Genomic DNA, 17,578 nt, shown 5'->3' on the forward strand with positions numbered 1-17,578 from the left:
GCTACTCGGCCGCCGCGCGGATGCCGGACGGCGTGTCGGGAAAGGCGCAAACAACCGTAGTGCCCTTGTCCCTGCCGGTCTCGATGCGGACGCTGCCGCCATGCAGTTCGACAAAGCTCTTGACGATCGACAGGCCGAGCCCGGCGCCGCGGCGGCGGCCGCCATTGGTGCGCGGCTCGAAGCGCCGGAACACCGAGTCAAGCAGGTCCGGCGGCATGCCAGGGCCGTCATCGTGAACGGAAAATTCCACGCCGTCGGCAAGTTGGCGGCAGGCGAGCGTTATGGTGCTCGCCTCCGGCGCGTAATTGGCGGCATTGCTGAGCAGATTGTAGAGGATCTGGCGGACCCGGATTTCGTCGCCGTGGAAGGTTTTCGGCGCGGCCGCTGCGTCGATCCTAAGCTTGATCGCATGTTCCTCCAGTCGGTCGGCGACCAGTTCGGCGGCGGCTGTAATGGTTCGATCGATGTGAACTTCGGAAATGTCGAGTTCCATGATGCCGGCATCCACCGTCGCCAGATCGAGGATGTCGTTGACGATGGTGAGCAGGACCGAGGAGGACGAGCCGACATGCCCGATATATTCGCGTTGCTTCTGGTTCAACGGACCAGTCGACGGCAGTGAAAGAAGCTCGGTAAAGCCGATGATGTTGGTGAGTGGCGAGCGCAGCTCATAGGAGACGTGCTGCACGAATTCGTTCTTGATCTGGTCGGACTTTTGCAGCGCCTCATTCTTGTCCTTCAGCGCCCGCTCGACATTGACGCTGTCGGTAACGTCGACGAAGGTCATCATCACCTGGCCGTTGGGCAAGGGGATGACGGCGTAGCGCAAAACGGTGCCGTTGTTCAGTTCGGTCTGGCCGTGGCGGTCGCGGCGCTCGTCGTCGAAGCCGGTGATGGCGGCAACGAACCCGCCCCACGGACTATCGACGGCACGGCGGTCGCAAAGGTCGCGGATCGTCGAGACATGGACGTTGGGTTTTGAGGCATCGGCATCCAGCCCCCACAGTGCCGCGAAAGCCGGATTCGACAATCTCAGCCTGCCGTCGGGGCCGAACACAGCGACGCCTTCGGCAAGGTTGTCGAGCGTTTCGCCCTGGACCCGCACTGCGGTCTGGTAGCGGCTTTCAAGGTCCATCTTCTCGGTCAGGTTCTCGAACACCCAGGTGACGCCGCCCTTGGGCTGCGGGTTGGCGACGACGCGAATGGTCTTGCCGTCCGGCAGATGCCACCAATGCTCCTGCGATTCAACCGCGCGATAAGCGCCGAGCAAGCTCTCTTTCCAGCGCCGCCATTCGGGCTGCTCGGCAATCTTGCCTTCGCTGCGCAGGCGGTCGAGCAGCAAGGCGTTGTCCGGCGCGCTGTGCAGGAAGCCGCTGTCGAGGCCCCATAGTTTCTGGAACGCCTGATTGAAAAACCGCAATTTCTCGTCGGTATCGAAAATCGCCACGGCAGTGTTGAGCTGATCGAGCGTATCGGCGTGGCTCTGCACGGTCCGTTCATACTCGGCGCGAATGGCCTCGATGGCGCTGATGTCGCAGGCAAGACCAGCCGAACCATCCGCCCCGGCAAAGTCGGTCACGGCAAACATACGGCGGTCGCCTTCGATCACAGTGGAGAGCGTCTGTTCGAAGACGGGCTGCGACTTGTGTTGCGCAGCAATCGTGTCGCGCGCCTGGCCGCCGAGGAATTCCTTGCTGTCACGAACCGCCGATTCGGCATTCTCGGCCTCGACCGCTTCGGCATAGGCCCGGTTGACCCATTTCAGCCGCCCGTCGACGGTGCGTAGCCATGACGGCATCTTGAGCGCATCGAGAAGTCCGATCAGCGTCTCATGGTCGGCGGCCAAGCGCTGGTTCTCGATCTTCAGCCTGGCCTGGCTTCGCTGTGTCTCCGAAAGCGAGACGAAGCGAACCAATACATGCGCCGCACTCTTGCGGCCGTGAACCTCGAGCGGCTGGCCGGCCTGCGATTCGATGACCAGATCGAAGGGCTTTGCCTTGTCCCGCAGCGCCGCCACGGCATGTTCCAACGCGGCCGCCGAACGCGGCATCAGCCAGCGGCCGAAAGCCAGGAAGGCCGCCCGGTCCTCCGGCGCGCCGCTCTCGATCGGCAATGTTCCGACAAGCTCGGGTTTCTTGTTTTCGGCGGCCCATACGACCACGCGCTGGTCGCGGGAATGGAGCAGCGCCTCGGAGCGCTGCAGCGCGGCATTGACGTCGGCGATGCGGGTCCTGAGCTCGGCATTTTCCGCCGCGGTGCGCGCCCTTTCGCGGATCAGAAAGATGGCCGACAGCAATGCCGCCCCCATGACGCCGACAAACATGGCGAGTTGCATGACCTCGACCGTGCTGACCGACAGCCCGGCCTTTTGCGCCACGCGGGTTTGGGCATGTGCGGCAAAGCCAAGCAGCGGACCAACCAGCGCGGAAGAAGCAAGCAGCACCCCGACACGGCTGCCGGCACGGCATAAAAGGCTGCCGCCTCTGGCAGCGGAGCCCGTGATCGAATCGTTATGGCCGCCGGAAACGGCCTGTCCCGCGCAAGGCGGGTTATCCCCCGGCATGTCTTGGTCCTCTTCGCCGCCTGAATGCAAGACCGCCCTGATGCGTGCGCCCGGGCCTCGTCCCCGGACCGCGAATCAGCACCATAGCGCTTGCGCGAATCGGCGTGAAGAATCAATCAGCGCAAAAATAAAGCCGGGCGAAAAGTCAATCGCCCGGCTTCAATATCTAGTGGCAAGTTTCGCCGTGGTTAATAGCGGTAGTGTTCCGGCTTGAACGGTCCCTGCGGAGTGACGCCGATATAGGCGGCCTGTTCGCCGGATAGTTCGGTCAGGCGGGCACCGAGCTTGTCGAGATGCAGGCGCGCGACCTTTTCGTCGAGATGCTTCGGCAGGACGTAGACCTGGTTTTCGTACTGACCGGGCTTGGTGTACAGCTCGATCTGCGCCAACACCTGGTTGGTGAAGGACGCCGACATGACGAAGCTCGGGTGGCCGGTGGCGTTGCCGAGGTTGAGCAGACGGCCTTCCGACAAAAGGATCATCCGCTTGCCGTCCGGGAAGGTGATCATATCGACCTGCGGCTTGATGTTGGTCCATTTCAGGTTGCGCAGCGACGCCACCTGGATCTCGTTGTCGAAGTGACCGATGTTGCCGACGATCACCATGTCCTTCATCAGGCGCATGTGGTCGAGGGTAACGACGTCCTTGTTGCCGGTGGTGGTGATGACGATGTCGGCCGTCGGTGCCGCGTCTTCGAGCGTGACCACCTCGAAACCGTCCATCGCTGCCTGCAGCGCGCAGATCGGATCGACCTCGGTGACCTTGACGCGGGCACCGGCACCCTTGAGCGAAGCCGACGAGCCCTTGCCGACGTCGCCATAGCCGCAGACGACCGCGACCTTGCCGGCCATCATCGTGTCGGTGCCGCGGCGAATGCCGTCGACGAGCGATTCCTTGCAGCCATATTTGTTGTCGAATTTCGACTTGGTGACGGAATCATTGACGTTGATCGCCGGGAACGGCAGCAGGCCTTTTTTCTGCAACTGATAGAGCCGATTGACGCCGGTCGTCGTCTCTTCGGTGACGCCGCGGATTGCTTCCTTCTGCTTGGTGAAGAAGCCCGACGATGCCTGCATGCGCTTCTTGATCTGGGCAAACAGGATCTCTTCCTCTTCGCTGCCCGGATTGGACAGCACATCCTCGCCGGCCTCGGCGCGGGCGCCGATCAGGATGTACATGGTAGCATCGCCACCGTCGTCGAGGATCATGTTGGAGGTGCCGCCATCGGCCCACTGGAAGATCTTGTCGGTGTAGACCCAATAATCCTCCAGCGTCTCGCCCTTGACGGCAAACACCGGAATTCCGGCCTCGGCAATGGCCGCGGCAGCGTGGTCCTGGGTCGAGAAGATGTTGCAGGAAGCCCAGCGGATATCGGCGCCGAGCGCCTTAAGCGTTTCGATCAGCACCGCGGTCTGGATGGTCATGTGCAGCGAGCCGGTGATGCGCGCGCCCCTGAGCGGCTTCTTGTCGCCGAATTCCTCGCGGCAGGCCATCAGGCCCGGCATTTCGGTTTCGGCGATCTCGATCTCCTTGCGGCCCCAGCCGGCAAGCGCGATGTCGGCGACCACATAATCCTTGCTACCCGTCATGGCAGTGCTCCGATGCGAATTGATTGCGGGACGCGCCCCGCCCCGAAGGCGTGTCGGAGGGCGCGAGTTGCCGGCCTGACTAGCAGATCGGGAGTCGGACGACAATGGGATATAAAGAAATCTTTATCCGTGCATGTCTTCAGCGGCGACCAACACGAGAGAGCGCCGTCAGCATTCCTCGCCAAAACGGGAAGCAACCAGTTGCTCCAGCGCATCGATGACCTCTTCGGCCTGCGGGCCGCTGGCGGTGACGCGGATCGAATAGCCGGGGCTCGCCGCCAGCATCATCAGGCCCATGATCGAGGTGCCGCCGACCTTGACGCCGTCCTTCTCGACCTGGACCGTGGCATTGAAGCCGCTGGCAATTTGAACGAACTTGGCCGAGGCGCGCGCGTGCAGGCCGCGCTGGTTGACGATCGGAAAGTCGCGAACGATCTTGTCCTTTTCCGGCAACAGCGCGCTCATTTGCTGCTCAGGAGCTGACTGGCGACGTTGATGTATTTGCGGCCGGCAGCCTGCGCCTCATCCAGCGCGGCCGCCATGTTGTCGCCTTTGCGAACGCTGGACAGCTTGATCAGCATCGGCAGGTTCATGCCGGCAATGACCTCGATGCGGCCGGATTCCATCACGGAAATGGCGAGGTTGGAGGGCGTGCCGCCGAACATGTCGGTCAAAACGATGACGCCTGATCCGGTATCGACGCGGCCGACTGCGTCGATAATGTCGCGGCGGCGTTGTTCCATATCATCGTCGGCACCGATCGCCACGGTCTCGAAATTGTCTTGTGGCCCTACGACATGTTCCACGGCATTGCGGAACTCGGCGGCCAGTTGACCGTGCGTTACAAGCACGAGTCCGATCATTCTTTGGTGGCTCCCGTCATCGCCGCTTCACAGGCGCATTTTATGCTCGCCGACCGTTCCAGGTGGCGGGAGCGCTATCTTGTCGACGCAAGGCCCGTTGACAAGCCCAAAATTGCGCCGGCCCAGACCAATTTGACGCATTGCAGCAAAAAATCCAAATCGGATCACAGGAAAGGCGCAATCGACAGGCGCGACATCACTGCCGGCAAGGCCGCCGCGACATTGCGCCCGGCAAGATCGATGCGCGGCACTGGTACGCCGAAAACGAGTTCGCTGCAGTCTTCCTGGAAGCGGGCCATTTTGCCGGCTGGCACCAGCCGGATAATGAGGTCGATCACGCAGCTTGGCTCGAATGGTATCGGCTTGGGGCCGAATCCCGGCACCTCGACGAGGCCGGCTATGCTGACTGGTGCGCGGCAGACCAGCCGCCCCTCGCAATCGGCAGCAAAGAGCTGGTCATCGCCGATCAGCCGCGAAAACAGCCCGCGCTGGCTGCAATGATCGATCAAGGCGAGCGCCAGCGTCGTCTTGCCCAAGCCGGACGGTCCGGTGATGAGAATGCCGCAATCACCTATCAGGATGGCGGTGCCGTGAATGTTTTCAGGCTGCACAATAGGACCAGGCGTGATTGGAATTCATCCGTCAGCCTTCGGCCGGCAGCGTCACCACGAAGCGGGCGCCCTTGATCTCGCCAGGCTTGGTGCCCGGGATGTTCTCGGCGCTCAACGTGCCGCCATGGGCTTCGACGATCTGCCGGGATATCGACAGGCCAAGGCCCGAGTTCTGGCCGAACGCCTCGCCGGCCGGCCGGTCGGTATAGAACCGCTCGAAAATGCGATCGATGTTGTCGGCCCGGATGCCGGGGCCATTGTCGTCGACGGTGACGATGTTGAACTTGCCGGCGCGCGCCAGCGATATGGTGATGTGGCCACGTTCTTCGGGAACGAACGAGCGGGCATTCTCGATCAGGTTGGTGATCACCTGGCCGATCCTCAGATCATGGCCGACGACGAAGTAGCCTTTCACGCCCTGCGGCAGTTTGGCGACCTTGAATTCGATCTCGACCGCCTTCTTGTTGCGTGTGGCCTCGCGCGAGACGGCGACCAGATCGGTGATGAACTTCTTCAGGTCGACAGTTCCCGCGTCTTCCCGCGCCAGTTCGGCATCGAGACGGGAGGCATCGGAAATATCGGTGATCAGGCGGTCCAGGCGCCTCACATCGTGCTGGATGATATCCATCAGCCGGCTGCGCGAATTGTCGTTCTTGGCCAGCGGCAATGTCTCCACCGCGCTGCGCAGCGAGGTGAGTGGGTTCTTCAATTCATGCGAGACATCCGCGGCAAAACTTTCGATCGCCTCAATGCGGGCGTAGAGCGCATTGGTCATGTCGCGCACGGCGATCGACAAATTGCCGATCTCGTCCTGGCGGTCGGAGAAGTCGGGAATTTCCTCGCGGTTCTTGACACCGCGGCGAACCCTGACCGCCGCCGCGGAAAGCCGGCGCAGCGGGTTGGCGATGGTGGAGGCCAGCAGCATCGACAGGATAGCGGTAACCAACGCGGCGATGCCGAACACGCGCAGGATCGCCTTGCGCTCGGCCGCGACGATCTTGTCGATGTCGCCACCTTCGGTCGACAGCATCAGTACGCCGAGAACGGCACGGAAGCGCTGGATCGGCACCGCCACGGAAACGATCTGCTCGCCCTGCTCCGAGATCCGCACGATCGTCGACGGACTGCCGGTAAGCGCCTTGACCACTTCGGGAAACGCAGCACCGTTGCCGCCCGGCTGCTCGCGATAGACGGGCAGCTGCTTATTGCGGAAGAAATCGAAGACGAATTTCTGGATGCGCTCCAGAAGATCCGGCTGCTCCTCTTCGACCGGCGGCAGATCGTAGCGAAGGATCTGACCGCGCGAATAGAGATGGCGGGAATCGAGCAGCAGGTTGGCGTCGCGGTCGTAAATGCGGGCGCGCGTGCGCGTCGGCGAGATCAACCGCCTGAGCACCGGCGCCACGCGCTCCGGATTGATCGGGAAATCGAGATTGTCGAGCTGATCGGAGCCCGGGCCGAGGCTTTCGCCAGCCTGCAACTCAAGCAGCTTTTCCGGATCGATGCTGATCGAATCGGTCTCGACCGTCGCCGATGCGGCAATCGCGCCGGCAATGATCTCGCCCTGGGTCATCAGGCTCTCGACACGGGCGTCGATCAGCCCGTCTCGAAAGGTGTTGAGGTAGAGAATGCCGGTGACCAGGACGGCCAGGCCGGCAAGATTGAGAAAGAGAATACGCCGCGTCAGGCTGGAAAAGATGTGATGGCCGAGAAACCGGCGCATCGGCACCGTGATTTTCGACACGAAGGCGGGCAGAATCCGCGGCGGGCGCCTGGCGGCGCCCGATCGTCTCACTCGCTCTACTTCCACTGCCATCGAATAGCAGCTCCCGCTCGACTCAAGCTTCGCGGAACCGATATCCGACTCCGTAAAGGGTTTCGATCATTTCGAAGTCATCATCGACGGCCTTGAACTTTTTGCGCAGCCGCTTGATGTGACTGTCGATGGTGCGGTCATCGACATAGACCTGCTCATCATAAGCCGAATCCATCAGCGCATCACGGCTTTTTACGACGCCTGGACGCTGGGCCAGCGAATGCAGGATGAGGAACTCGGTGACGGTAAGCGTCACCGGCTCGCCCTTCCAGGTGCAGGTGTGGCGCTCCTGGTCCATGACAAGCTGGCCGCGCTCAAGCGACCGAGCCTGCTGGTTGGGCGCCTTGGCGGCCGCCTCGCGGGTACTGGCGCGGCGCAGCACGGCGCGGACGCGCTCGACCAGAAGACGCTGCGAGAAGGGTTTGCGGATGAAGTCGTCGGCGCCCATCTTGAGGCCGAACAGTTCATCGATCTCGTCGTCCTTGGAGGTCAGGAAGATCACCGGCAGGTCGGATTTCTGGCGCATCCGGCGCAGCAGCTCCATGCCGTCCATGCGCGGCATCTTGATGTCGAGGATGGCGAGGTTCGGCGGGCGCGCCGCCAGTCCCTCCAGCGCCGACGCCCCATCCGTGTAGGTTTCAACCCGATAACCCTCGGATTCGAGGGCGATCGAAACCGAAGTCAGAATGTTGCGATCGTCGTCGACAAGCGCGATTGTTGCCATTTCAAGCGGCTCCCTCATGAGCTGTCCCTTCTTTCGTCGAGAAGGGGCTTTTGCAGGACAAATTAGGTACAAAATGTGGCATAGGCTCTATCCGCTGTCACGCGCGGCATGCCGGCGGCCACAATTGTACCTCGATATGGATTGGACGAATGAACATCGCCAATCCTTTGGGCAACCATCAGTGTTTTTGCACATATAAACGATTTAAACAACTTTCAAAATATTTAAATCGATTAATGATTTGATATCATTCGCCTTTTCTGGTTTTGACGTTTTTAGCTCCTGCAATGGGGGTTCCGGAATTCGCCGGTAAAGACGCGGTAAATCGAAGAAGGGACACCCATGTCGGAAGCCGGCAAACGCAATCCTGCATGTACAATCGATCGGATCGGCCTGAGAACCACGGGCGTGGTGCGCTATAATTTCGGCGCGGCCGCGCTCTACGAGGAGGCAATCCGCCGTGGCGAGGCCCGACTCACCGCGCATGGCGCGCTTGCCGCCGAAACCGGGCAGCACACCGGCCGCTCGCCCAGGGACAAATTCGTGGTGCGCGACGAAAGCACCGCGCCGCATGTATGGTGGGACAACAACAAAGCGATTTCGCCGGGGCAGTTCGATACGCTGCTTGCCGATTTTCGCGCCCATGCGGCTGGAAAGGACCTTTATGTGCAGGACCTGGTCGGCGGCGCCGACGAGGAGCTGAAGCTGCCGACCCGGGTGATCACGGAGCTTGCCTGGCACTCCTTGTTCATCCGCAATCTGCTCATCCGGCCGGCAGCCGCCGAACTCGAGCATTTCGTGCCCGATTTGACGATCATCGACCTGCCGTCGTTCCGCGCCGATCCCGCCCGCCACGGCACGCGCGGCGAAACGGTGATCGCCGTCGATCTTTCGCGCATGATCGTGTTGATCGGCGGTACCTCCTATGCCGGCGAGATGAAGAAGTCGGTATTCACCGTGCTCAACTATCTGCTGCCGGCAAAAGGCGTGATGCCGATGCATTGCTCTGCCAATGAAGGACTCGCCGGCGACGCGGCCGTCTTCTTCGGCCTTTCCGGGACCGGCAAGACGACGTTGTCGGCCGACCCGTCGCGCACGCTGGTCGGCGATGACGAGCATGGCTGGGGACCGCACGGCATCTTCAATTTCGAAGGCGGCTGCTATGCCAAGACGATCAAGCTTTCGGCCGAAGCCGAGCCGGAGATCTTCGCCACCACCCAGCGCTTCGGCACGGTGCTGGAGAATGTCGCGCTCGACGCCGGTCGCGTGCCGGATTTCGACGATGGCGGGCTGACCGAAAACACACGCTGCGCCTACCCGCTCCACTTCATTCCGAACGCCAGCAAGACGGGGCGCGCCAACCACCCGAAGAATATCATCATGCTGACCGCCGACGCGTTCGGCGTGATGCCGCCGATCGCGCGGCTGACCCCGGCGCAGGCGATGTACCATTTCCTCTCCGGCTATACCGCCAAGGTGGCGGGGACCGAGAAAGGCGTTACTGAACCCGAAGCGACATTTTCGACATGCTTCGGCGCACCGTTCATGCCGCGGCATCCGTCGGAATACGGCAATCTGCTGCGCGAGCTCATCGCCCGCCACGGCGTCGATTGCTGGCTGGTCAACACCGGCTGGACCGGCGGCGCTTACGGCACCGGCAAGCGGATGCCGATCAAGGCAACGCGGGCGCTGCTTGCGGCAGCACTCGACGGCTCGCTGAAAGCGGCCGACTTCCGGACCGACGCCAATTTCGGTTTCGACGTGCCGGTGACGGTTACCGGCGTCGACCGCGCCATTCTCGACCCGAGATCGACCTGGATCGACAAGCCCGCCTATGACCGGCAGGCGGCAAGGCTGGTTGGCATGTTCGTCGACAATTTCGAAAAGTTCGAGGCCCATGTCGACGCAACCGTGCTCGGCGCTGCACCACGCATGCAGGTAGCGGCTGAATAGCCGTCGCGCTTCAAGGCCCGGCTTCGATCGGGCCTTTTCTTTTTTCGCCTGCCGCGCCATGACTGCGGCATGAACGCCGACGAAAAAATCATCATCACCGACGATGCGGTGATTAATCCGGGTGACCTGCACGAGGACTTCATCCGTTCGTCCGGCCCGGGCGGCCAGAACGTCAACAAGGTGGCGACGGCGGTGCAATTGCGCTTCGATGCTGCCAATGCACCGGGCCTGTCGGAGCGTGTGCGCGAACGGACCATCAAGCTTGCCGGCCAGCGCGCCACCAAGGACGGCGTCATCGTCATCGAAGCCGGACGCTTCCGCACGCAGGAGCAGAACCGGGCGGACGCCCGGGCGCGGCTGACGGCACTGGTCGCCAAGGCCGCCGAACCGCCGCCACCGCCGCGCAAGAAGACAAGGCCGTCCAAGGGCGCGGTCGAAAGACGGCTGAAGAGCAAAGCCGGGCGCGGCTCGATCAAGAAAATGCGTGGCCGGGTCGAGGATGACTGACAGCCGAATCGGCTTCGGATCCCAGATCGCCGGTGTGAAATGTGCAGCCACTGCCGGAGGCGGCTTTCGGGTCGCCGTTTTCGTTTGACGGTGGCATTCTGATTTTCCAGACCAACGGATCAAGCGACCCGATGCTCGTGCTGCCCAAAGGCGTCCGCCATATGCCTGGTTACCTGTCGCGCGCCATGCAGGAAGTGCTGGTGGAAGATATCAGGGAGGTCGTGCAGGAAGCCCCGCTGTTCGTGCCGGCGATGCCGCGTACCGGCAAGGAGATGAGCGTGCGCATGACCAATTGCGGCCCGCTGGGCTGGGTCACCGACAAGGAGCACGGCTATCGCTACCAGCCGACTCACCCGGTGACCGGAAGGCCATGGCCGCCGATCCCGGAGATGCTGCTCGAACTGTGGCGGGACGTATCTGCCTATGCGCACCCGCCGGAGGCCTGCCTGGTCAATTTCTATTCCCAGGATGCCAAGATGGGTCTTCACCAGGATCGCGACGAGAGCGATTTCTCCGCGCCTGTCGTCTCGGCCTCACTCGGCGACGATTGCCTGTTCCGGGTCGGCCAGACCATGCGCGACGGCGCCACCAAATCGTTCAGATTGAAGAGCGGCGACGTCGTCGTGCTCGGCGGCGAAGGCCGCCTCTGCTTTCACGGCGTTGACCGCATCTACCCCTCGACCTCGGCATTGCTCAAGAACGGCGGCCGCATCAATCTGACGCTGCGTCGGGTGACGATGCCGAAATAGGCTGTTCGGGTGGCCGGTCGCCCGGCCGGACATAATCGTCGCGCAGATAGATGCGCTCGGTCTCGTCCTCGACGAGAATGCGATAAGTGCGCCAGGATCGCGTCAAAGCCAAAACGCTCCATCAGTTGGCTTGTCCAAGGGCCATCATCTTTCCTGATAACTTTCGTAGAGATAATAATATCAGGGCGCAGACGCTCAAATTCTTGGCGTTTGCTTTCAGCGTAACGCTCCATGATCATCTCGTAATGCGTGGCTTGGGCGACGTCACGCGAAAGCGTGGCTTGCCGGGACAGAGCCATTGCAAACGCTCCAAGCCAGTCATTGGGATCGGCCGAAACGAACTGGCCGCCGATCATGCGGCTTAGTGGATGTCCAGTGTCTATATCTGGACTGATCAAGGCGACGTTTGGTCGATCGGTCGCGGCGCGTATCACGGCGACCAACACCGCGCCTGGCTTCTGAGTGCCCCAGTTCGGTAAGAAGGCAGCCACAATCGCCAGCGACACCAAGGCTCGCGGGGGAGCCGCCAGGCGGGAGAGCAGCCCTGCCGATTGCCGCTCGCTTCTCGGCAAGGCCAGCAAGCAAAGACTAGCCGCTACAGCGTAAAAAATCGATGGGTAGGCATGATACGTCCAGCCTTTGTCCTGGTAGAACAGCGGGAACAAGCCGGCAATAGATGCTGCCAGCGCTACGGCAGCCAGCTCTGGGAAATGGCCGACCGGCCACGACCACCAGCCGCGTCATGGTTTTTCCGAGGCCTTGCTCAATTCGGGTGGCCGGTCGCCCGACCGGACATAATCGTCGCGCAGATAGATGCGCTCGGTCTCGTCCTCGACGAGAATGCGGTAGTGCGCCAGGATGGCGTCAAAGCCAAAACGCTCTGTCAGTTGGCTTGTCCACATCGCGTTGTTTTTCTTGAAGACAATGATATCCGGGCGCAGACGCGCGAATTCTTTGCGTTTGCTTTCGACGTAACGCGCCATGATGGCCTGGTAACGCGTGGCTTCAGCGGTATCACCGGAAAGGGCTGCCTGCCGGGACAGGGAAAGCGCGAACACTCCGAGCCAATCGCTGACATGGGTCGAAACGAACTGCCCATCGATCATGCGGGTCAACGGATGTCCCGAGGACATATCCGAACTGATCAACGCAATAGTAGGCCGATCGGTCGCGGCGCGAATGGCGGCAACCAGCGCCGGCCCCGGTTTCTGGGTGCTCCAGTATGGCAAGAAAGCGATTGCCACCCCCGCCAGTGCCCAAGCTCGCGAAGGCGCCGTCACGAACGCCAACAGCTTCGACGGCTGCCGCACGATCCTGGGCACTGCCAGCAGGCACAAAATGGCTGCCACGGCGCAAAAGATCGCGGGATAGGCATGATAAGACCAGCCTTTCGCTTGGTAGAACAGGGGAAACATGCCGGCGATCGATGCAGCCAGCGCTACCGCCGCCAGCTCTGGAAACCGCCCGGCCGGCCACAGCCACCAAATCAGGAAGACGAGGAAACACCACGCGAAACCGTGGCCGATCACGATGGGCCAAAAGATGCCGAGCTTTCCATAAACATCCGCCAAGAGGGGATAGATGTCGCGCAGGAATTCCGGATGGATCAGCGTGACCGCGCCGAGATAGACAATGCAGATGCCGCCAATGACCCAGTGTTCCAGGGCGAAGATCGATTTCAGGCTGCGCCGGCGCACTGCAACGACCAGCGCTGGCGCCAACACCATGATCGCATAGTAGGGCTTGACCAGCAGCAAAATGCTGCCCGACAGGCCGGCGAGTACGGCGATCCCCGGGCCTGGTTGGGCGGCTGCATCTCTGCGCGCACGCCAGGCGTGAAGCGCAAGCAGCGGCATGAAAAGCGCCATGCCGATATGCTCTCGCTCGCTGAAGGCGTTGCCGGGGAAGATCACCAGCATTGCGCAAAACGCTGGCCCCAGTGCAAACAGTGATGCAGTTTCGGTGAAACCCCCGCGCTTGACGATCACGCCCGAGAGCGAAAGTCCGATAAGCACGGCAAGGTATGTCCAGGCCTCAACCAGGATTTCCGGGGCGGCGCCCAGCAATCTGGCCACAGCCACTGGCGGCAGATAGAGCCATACGCTGAATGGAGGGTTGGTCTCGTGGATCTGCGAGTAAAGCCGCTCACCGGAGAGCATCCGCTCGCATACCGTGATCAGCCAGCTAGTATCGGGAACAGTCCCCCAACGCCGCTGCCAGACGATGGAGAACACGGTGACTGCGGCAATGGCCAGGACATTGCGGCTAGGAAGCAGCGCCGCCGCGATATTCCGGCCGCGCCACCGGCTCAAGCCGTCAATGTCGTTCGAGACGCTCATGATGTTGCACCGAGGCTCTCGAGCTCGAGCCATACGTCGTCCAGCGGAGCGATTGGATCCAGCCGTGCCATGGTCTTCCGGGAGCCTCTGCTCAATTGGTTTGGAGCGGCGCAGGCGCCGTGTAACGCAGATAGACAGTGATTTCCGGCTCGTGGTGCAGCAGACGATAGTCGGCCAAGGCGGCTCCGATCCGCTTGTCCTGCAGCATCAGGGCTGTCCGCGCGGGCGAGCCTGACAGCACGACATCGGGCTTCTTCGCTGATATCTCGGCGGCGTATTCGCCGATCACCCGATCGCGGATGCTTTCAAGTTCCCGTCTCCGTTCGAGATCGCCGGTGGCGCGGGCGAGCGTGTCAGCGTTGGAGACCGCCCAGGCGCTCGGATGGCGTGATATGAACCTGCCGTCGACCAGCCTGGCGAGGGGATGGGCAACCTGCATCCGGTCGGCGATCGACATGATGGTCGGGGTTTCGACCGTTGCGCGGATCGCGGCGACAGAGCGCCCGATCGGGCCGTTGTCCGTCGTCAGCGCCGCGTACTGTGCCCTGACCGCTAGTTGCAGCACCAGCACGCAGCCGAAGATCAGGGCGGCCTTGCGAATGAAGCCTGCACTGCGGAATGTGCCGAACCGCAGAAGCTGGATGCCAAATGCAAGTGTTGCAACAACGACCATCGCCAGGGCGTGATTGGGCCAACCCTTGCCCATGACGATGAAGGCCGGAATGAACCCCAGTGCGGTCAGAAGCGGAATCCTGACGTCCCAGTTCGTCTGCCTCAGGCCGCCGGCCGCAAGCACGGTAGCGGCGGCCAGAAGCAGCACCACTTTCGGCCAGTTCGCCAGCATATCGGCGGTAGAGGCCCTCAACGGAAGATAGACCTCGCTGACCAAGGGCAGGACTTCGCTTAAATAAGCACGGTCGAAGAGCGCGATGGACGCGACATAGGCGGCCACGATCGTAGCGCCAAGCAGGTTCTCCACGACGAAGAGCGGTTTCAGCGACCGCCTTTCAACCGCAAGACAGAGTGACGGCAACATGAAGGCCAGCGCAAAATAGGGCGGCTTGACCATGACCACGATCGCCGCGCCGAAGCCCGCGACCATGTGCTCCAGGCGCGAGCCGGCGCTGAAATCCGGGTTCCGCTGACGTGTGCATTGCAACGCCACCCAAGGCAGAATGGCAATCAACGCGAAGTGCTCGCGTTGGCCGAATTGATCCGGCATGAAACAGAGAACCCAGCCCAGGGCCGCCGCTGCTGCCCAGAACGCATGGGGCTGCCGGTAAACCGGTTCATCGCGCGCGAGAATGCGGACAGAAACGAAAAGACTGGCCAGGCTCAGGCAAACGACACCAAGCGTCAGCCAGAATTCCGCACGTATGCCGGTGAGCTTTTCCAGGAGCATGAACGGCATGTAGAGCCAGATCGAGAAAGGTGGGTTGGTCTCCATGATGTCGGTGTTGAGCCGCTCTCCGCCAAGCAGCCGATCACAGACGACCAGAAGCCATGACACGTCGACATTGGTCGGTATCGCAATTGTTGTCAGCCAGACGGCGTATATGACGACCAGGCAGGCCAGCAGCAACGGGGCGCCCGCCACGCCCGCAAACGGCGAGAAACGGTTGGCACCGGGCAGCAGTTCACTGAGGGATCGCGCGCTAGAGACCACGAAACACCCAGCGTCCGAGGACGACATAGTTGATGACCGGCACGGCAATGCAGGTAAGCAGGATCGGGACTGCGGCAGGGACGCCGAGCATCTGGGTCAAAAGCCCCGGCAGGGCGATTGCGACAGCGAGGCCGGAAGCGGTGAGCAGGAGAAAGCGGGGCAGTTCCATCGCGTGGCTGCCGCCCGAGGTGAAGGTGAAATATTTATGCCCGGTGTAAGAAAACAGCGCGGCAACGGCGTAGGCCGCAAACGATGTGAGCGCCGCCGGCAGGGCCGCCGTCGCCTGCCCACGCGACAGCAGGAGAGCACAAACGGCATAGATCAGCGTCGACGCAATGCCAATTAGCGCAAAGCGCGATAGTCGACGATACGAACCGGTGCCCATTGCGCGGTCAAGCTGCCAATTTCTCGTCGAGGCGACCGGTTTCGACGGCGTCGTCCTTGCGGAATACCGCCAGCAGCGAAACACCGAAGGGCAGGCTTGCATTTGGTATGATGCGGCCTTCCGCCGAAAACACTGCCTTCATCGCCGCATTCAGTGGTTTCGACGGCGTTGCATGGCCGGCTGGCAAGGCGGGCTTGCGCAACCTATCCACCAGCCGTGCCAGTGCCGCTACAGGAAAGAGTGCGGCATTTGTGTAGCTCAGCCGGTCGATCCTGAAACCAGCCCTTTCAATTCGTTCACGCAGCAGATTGCGTGAATAGCGCCGCATATGATGCAGCCCCACATCATGCGTGCTCCACAACCATTGGTGTGCGGGCACCGTAAGGATGACGCTGCCGGCTGGTTTCAGCATCTGGCGGATCGCGGCAAGCGATGCCTCGTCTTCGGCGACATGTTCCAGCACGTCGAACAGGCAAACCAGGTCGCAGCTTTGCGGCGTGACAGGAATGTTGTCCGGCAGATGTCCGGCAAGGAAGTCGCGGCCGGTCTTTTCCCAGGCAATCCTGCGTGCGAGATCGCTCATCTCGACTGCCGTCACGGTGCCGAACTGCTCCAGCATCCGGATGTTGCCGCCGGTGCCGGCGCCGATCTCGACGATGCGCGCCTTTTCGGGCAGGTCGATGCTGCGAATGACCGCCTCTGCGATGGCGCGACGCCCGCAGAACCACCAATGCTCGTCTTCGGTGGCGGCCATCTGTCGGTAGGCGTCGAGCTCCATTAGCTCATTCCCTCATATTTGCGGCGCACAATGTAGATCGGACGCTGCTTGATCTCGGCGTAGACCCTGCCGAGGTATTGTCCGATGATGCCGATGCCGAGCAACTGGATGCCGCCAAGAAAAAGAACGCTGACCAGCAGCGAGGCGTAGCCGGGCACATCAACGCCAAAGATCATTGTCTTGGCGACGATCAGCAGGCCGTAGAGGAACGACAGCGCGGAAATCGTCGCGCCGACATAGGTCCAGATTTCAAGCGGAGCGGTGGAGAAGCTGGTGATGCCTTCGAGCGCGAAGTTCCACAGCTTCCAGCCGGAGAATTTCGACTGGCCGACGATCCGCTGATCGCGGACATATTCGACGCTTGCGGTGCGGAACCCGACCCAGGCGAACAGGCCCTTCATGAAACGACGGCGTTCGGGCAAAGACCGCAGCGCCTGGATGACCTGACGGTCGATCAAACGGAAGTCGCCGACATCGTGCGGGATCTTCTGCTGCGCGATCCAGTTGTGAACGCGGTAGAACATCGAGGCGGAGCGCTGCTTGAGAAAGCTGTCGCTCGACCGGTTGGCTCGCTTGGCAAGAACAACCTCGAACCCCTCGCGCCACTTTTCCACAAGCAAGGGGATGACATGCGGCGGATCCTGCATATCGACGTCCATCGGGATCGCGGCATCGGCATCGCAGCTGTCGAGGCCCGCGGTCATCGCGGCTTCCTTGCCGAAATTGCGTGAAAGGTCGATTATGTGGATGCGAGGGTCTGCTTGTTGGGCTTCGATCAGCTTTTCGAGCGTCGTATCGCTGCTGCCGTCGTTGACGAAGATGAACTCGAGGGCAACGCCATTGTCCTTCAGCGGAGCGGTGCTTTCGCACACCGCCTTCAGGAACGGGGCAATCGCGCCTTCCTCATTGTGGACCGGCACGATCAGGGCAATCGTGGCGGCGCCGCTGCCCGGATGTGCGACGCGGTCCGCTGCCGGCCGATCAATATTTAGGAATGGCGCATTCATTGTTTGCCGAGCCCGCAGATCAGGCCTG

The 17,578-nt window shown here is 61.8% G+C and carries 16 protein-coding genes; 3 read left to right on the forward strand and 13 right to left on the reverse strand.

Going from position 1 to position 17,578, the window contains the following annotated elements:
* Window position 1 precedes the first annotated feature (1 nt).
* From NKI50_RS10890 to NKI50_RS10920, 7 genes are all read right to left on the reverse strand, one after another.
* Window positions 2-2,563 carry a sensor histidine kinase gene (locus NKI50_RS10890; protein ID WP_352591223.1) on the reverse strand — a complete coding sequence of 854 codons (2,562 nt, stop codon included), beginning with the start codon at window positions 2,561-2,563 and terminating at the stop codon, window positions 2-4.
* Between the two features lie 188 nt (window positions 2,564-2,751).
* Window positions 2,752-4,152 carry an adenosylhomocysteinase gene (ahcY, locus tag NKI50_RS10895; RefSeq protein ID WP_352591225.1) on the reverse strand — a complete coding sequence of 467 codons (1,401 nt, stop codon included), beginning with the start codon at window positions 4,150-4,152 and terminating at the stop codon, window positions 2,752-2,754.
* Between the two features lie 168 nt (window positions 4,153-4,320).
* Window positions 4,321-4,617, reverse strand: a complete 297-nt coding sequence (locus NKI50_RS10900; protein ID WP_023718281.1) for an HPr family phosphocarrier protein — start codon at window positions 4,615-4,617, stop codon at window positions 4,321-4,323.
* Window positions 4,614-5,015 carry a PTS sugar transporter subunit IIA gene (locus NKI50_RS10905; protein WP_023718280.1) on the reverse strand — a complete coding sequence of 134 codons (402 nt, stop codon included), beginning with the start codon at window positions 5,013-5,015 and terminating at the stop codon, window positions 4,614-4,616. The genes NKI50_RS10900 and NKI50_RS10905 overlap by 4 nt, the downstream gene beginning before the upstream one ends.
* 164 nt (window positions 5,016-5,179) lie before the next feature.
* Window positions 5,180-5,626, reverse strand: a complete 447-nt coding sequence (locus NKI50_RS10910; protein WP_352516065.1) for an HPr kinase/phosphorylase — start codon at window positions 5,624-5,626, stop codon at window positions 5,180-5,182.
* A 31-nt stretch (window positions 5,627-5,657) separates the two neighbouring features.
* Window positions 5,658-7,442: a sensor histidine kinase gene (locus NKI50_RS10915; protein WP_352484482.1), complete on the reverse strand. Its 1,785-nt coding sequence runs from the start codon at window positions 7,440-7,442 to the stop codon at window positions 5,658-5,660.
* 22 nt (window positions 7,443-7,464) lie between these two features.
* On the reverse strand, window positions 7,465-8,166 hold the full coding sequence (locus NKI50_RS10920) for a response regulator transcription factor (RefSeq protein WP_023677547.1): 702 nt from the start codon (window positions 8,164-8,166) through the stop codon (window positions 7,465-7,467).
* 342 nt (window positions 8,167-8,508) lie between these two features.
* Between NKI50_RS10920 and NKI50_RS10925 the strand changes: the two genes are divergently transcribed.
* The 3 genes from NKI50_RS10925 to NKI50_RS10935 all read left to right on the forward strand — a co-directional run bounded on the left by NKI50_RS10925 (window position 8,509) and on the right by NKI50_RS10935 (window position 11,375).
* Window positions 8,509-10,119, forward strand: coding sequence for a phosphoenolpyruvate carboxykinase (locus tag NKI50_RS10925; protein WP_352484483.1), 1,611 nt, complete (start codon window positions 8,509-8,511; stop codon window positions 10,117-10,119).
* 69 nt (window positions 10,120-10,188) lie between these two features.
* On the forward strand, window positions 10,189-10,626 hold the full coding sequence (gene arfB, locus NKI50_RS10930; protein WP_023718277.1) for an alternative ribosome rescue aminoacyl-tRNA hydrolase ArfB: 438 nt from the start codon (window positions 10,189-10,191) through the stop codon (window positions 10,624-10,626).
* Between the two features lie 131 nt (window positions 10,627-10,757).
* A complete protein-coding gene (locus NKI50_RS10935) occupies window positions 10,758-11,375 on the forward strand; it encodes an alpha-ketoglutarate-dependent dioxygenase AlkB (RefSeq protein ID WP_352484500.1) in 618 nt (205 codons plus the stop codon).
* On the opposite strand, the gene NKI50_RS10940 is transcribed toward NKI50_RS10935, so the two are convergent.
* The 6 genes from NKI50_RS10940 to NKI50_RS10965 form a co-directional block, all read right to left on the reverse strand.
* Window positions 11,297-12,040, reverse strand: a complete 744-nt coding sequence (locus NKI50_RS10940) for a hypothetical protein (protein WP_352716506.1) — start codon at window positions 12,038-12,040, stop codon at window positions 11,297-11,299. The genes NKI50_RS10935 and NKI50_RS10940 overlap by 79 nt on opposite strands.
* A 75-nt stretch (window positions 12,041-12,115) precedes the next feature.
* Window positions 12,116-13,714, reverse strand: coding sequence for a hypothetical protein (locus NKI50_RS10945; protein ID WP_023718274.1), 1,599 nt, complete (start codon window positions 13,712-13,714; stop codon window positions 12,116-12,118).
* A gap of 91 nt (window positions 13,715-13,805) precedes the next feature.
* Window positions 13,806-15,380 (reverse strand): hypothetical protein, encoded by a 1,575-nt coding sequence (locus NKI50_RS10950; protein ID WP_156948044.1) that lies wholly within the window; start codon window positions 15,378-15,380, stop codon window positions 13,806-13,808.
* On the reverse strand, window positions 15,370-15,765 hold the full coding sequence (locus NKI50_RS10955; RefSeq protein ID WP_023718272.1) for a GtrA family protein: 396 nt from the start codon (window positions 15,763-15,765) through the stop codon (window positions 15,370-15,372). Before NKI50_RS10955 ends, NKI50_RS10950 begins: the two co-directional genes overlap by 11 nt.
* A gap of 7 nt (window positions 15,766-15,772) precedes the next feature.
* On the reverse strand, window positions 15,773-16,543 hold the full coding sequence (locus NKI50_RS10960) for a class I SAM-dependent methyltransferase (protein ID WP_023718271.1): 771 nt from the start codon (window positions 16,541-16,543) through the stop codon (window positions 15,773-15,775).
* Window positions 16,543-17,550, reverse strand: a complete 1,008-nt coding sequence (locus NKI50_RS10965; protein WP_352716509.1) for a glycosyltransferase family 2 protein — start codon at window positions 17,548-17,550, stop codon at window positions 16,543-16,545. The genes NKI50_RS10960 and NKI50_RS10965 overlap by 1 nt, the downstream gene beginning before the upstream one ends.
* Window positions 17,551-17,578 lie beyond the last annotated feature (28 nt).

It is taken from the genome of Mesorhizobium sp. M0563 (genome assembly GCF_040321065.1).
Taxonomy (GTDB): Bacteria; Pseudomonadota; Alphaproteobacteria; order Rhizobiales; family Rhizobiaceae; genus Mesorhizobium.

Bases quoted from the DNA above. Each gene is read 5' to 3' on its own strand.
- NKI50_RS10890 (WP_352591223.1), bottom strand. From the start codon at position 2,563: ATGCCGGGGGATAACCCGCCTTGCGCGGGACAGGCCGTTTCCGGCGGC.
- ahcY (WP_352591225.1), bottom strand. From the start codon at position 4,152: ATGACGGGTAGCAAGGATTATGTGGTCGCCGACATCGCGCTTGCCGGC.
- NKI50_RS10900 (WP_023718281.1), bottom strand. From the start codon at position 4,617: ATGAGCGCGCTGTTGCCGGAAAAGGACAAGATCGTTCGCGACTTTCCG.
- NKI50_RS10905 (WP_023718280.1), bottom strand. From the start codon at position 5,015: ATGATCGGACTCGTGCTTGTAACGCACGGTCAACTGGCCGCCGAGTTC.
- NKI50_RS10915 (WP_352484482.1), bottom strand. From the start codon at position 7,442: ATGGCAGTGGAAGTAGAGCGAGTGAGACGATCGGGCGCCGCCAGGCGC.
- NKI50_RS10920 (WP_023677547.1), bottom strand. From the start codon at position 8,166: ATGGCAACAATCGCGCTTGTCGACGACGATCGCAACATTCTGACTTCG.
- NKI50_RS10925 (WP_352484483.1), top strand. From the start codon at position 8,509: ATGTCGGAAGCCGGCAAACGCAATCCTGCATGTACAATCGATCGGATC.
- arfB (WP_023718277.1), top strand. From the start codon at position 10,189: ATGAACGCCGACGAAAAAATCATCATCACCGACGATGCGGTGATTAAT.
- NKI50_RS10935 (WP_352484500.1), top strand. From the start codon at position 10,758: ATGCTCGTGCTGCCCAAAGGCGTCCGCCATATGCCTGGTTACCTGTCG.
- NKI50_RS10945 (WP_023718274.1), bottom strand. From the start codon at position 13,714: ATGAGCGTCTCGAACGACATTGACGGCTTGAGCCGGTGGCGCGGCCGG.
- NKI50_RS10955 (WP_023718272.1), bottom strand. From the start codon at position 15,765: ATGGGCACCGGTTCGTATCGTCGACTATCGCGCTTTGCGCTAATTGGC.
- NKI50_RS10960 (WP_023718271.1), bottom strand. From the start codon at position 16,543: ATGGAGCTCGACGCCTACCGACAGATGGCCGCCACCGAAGACGAGCAT.
- NKI50_RS10965 (WP_352716509.1), bottom strand. From the start codon at position 17,550: ATGAATGCGCCATTCCTAAATATTGATCGGCCGGCAGCGGACCGCGTC.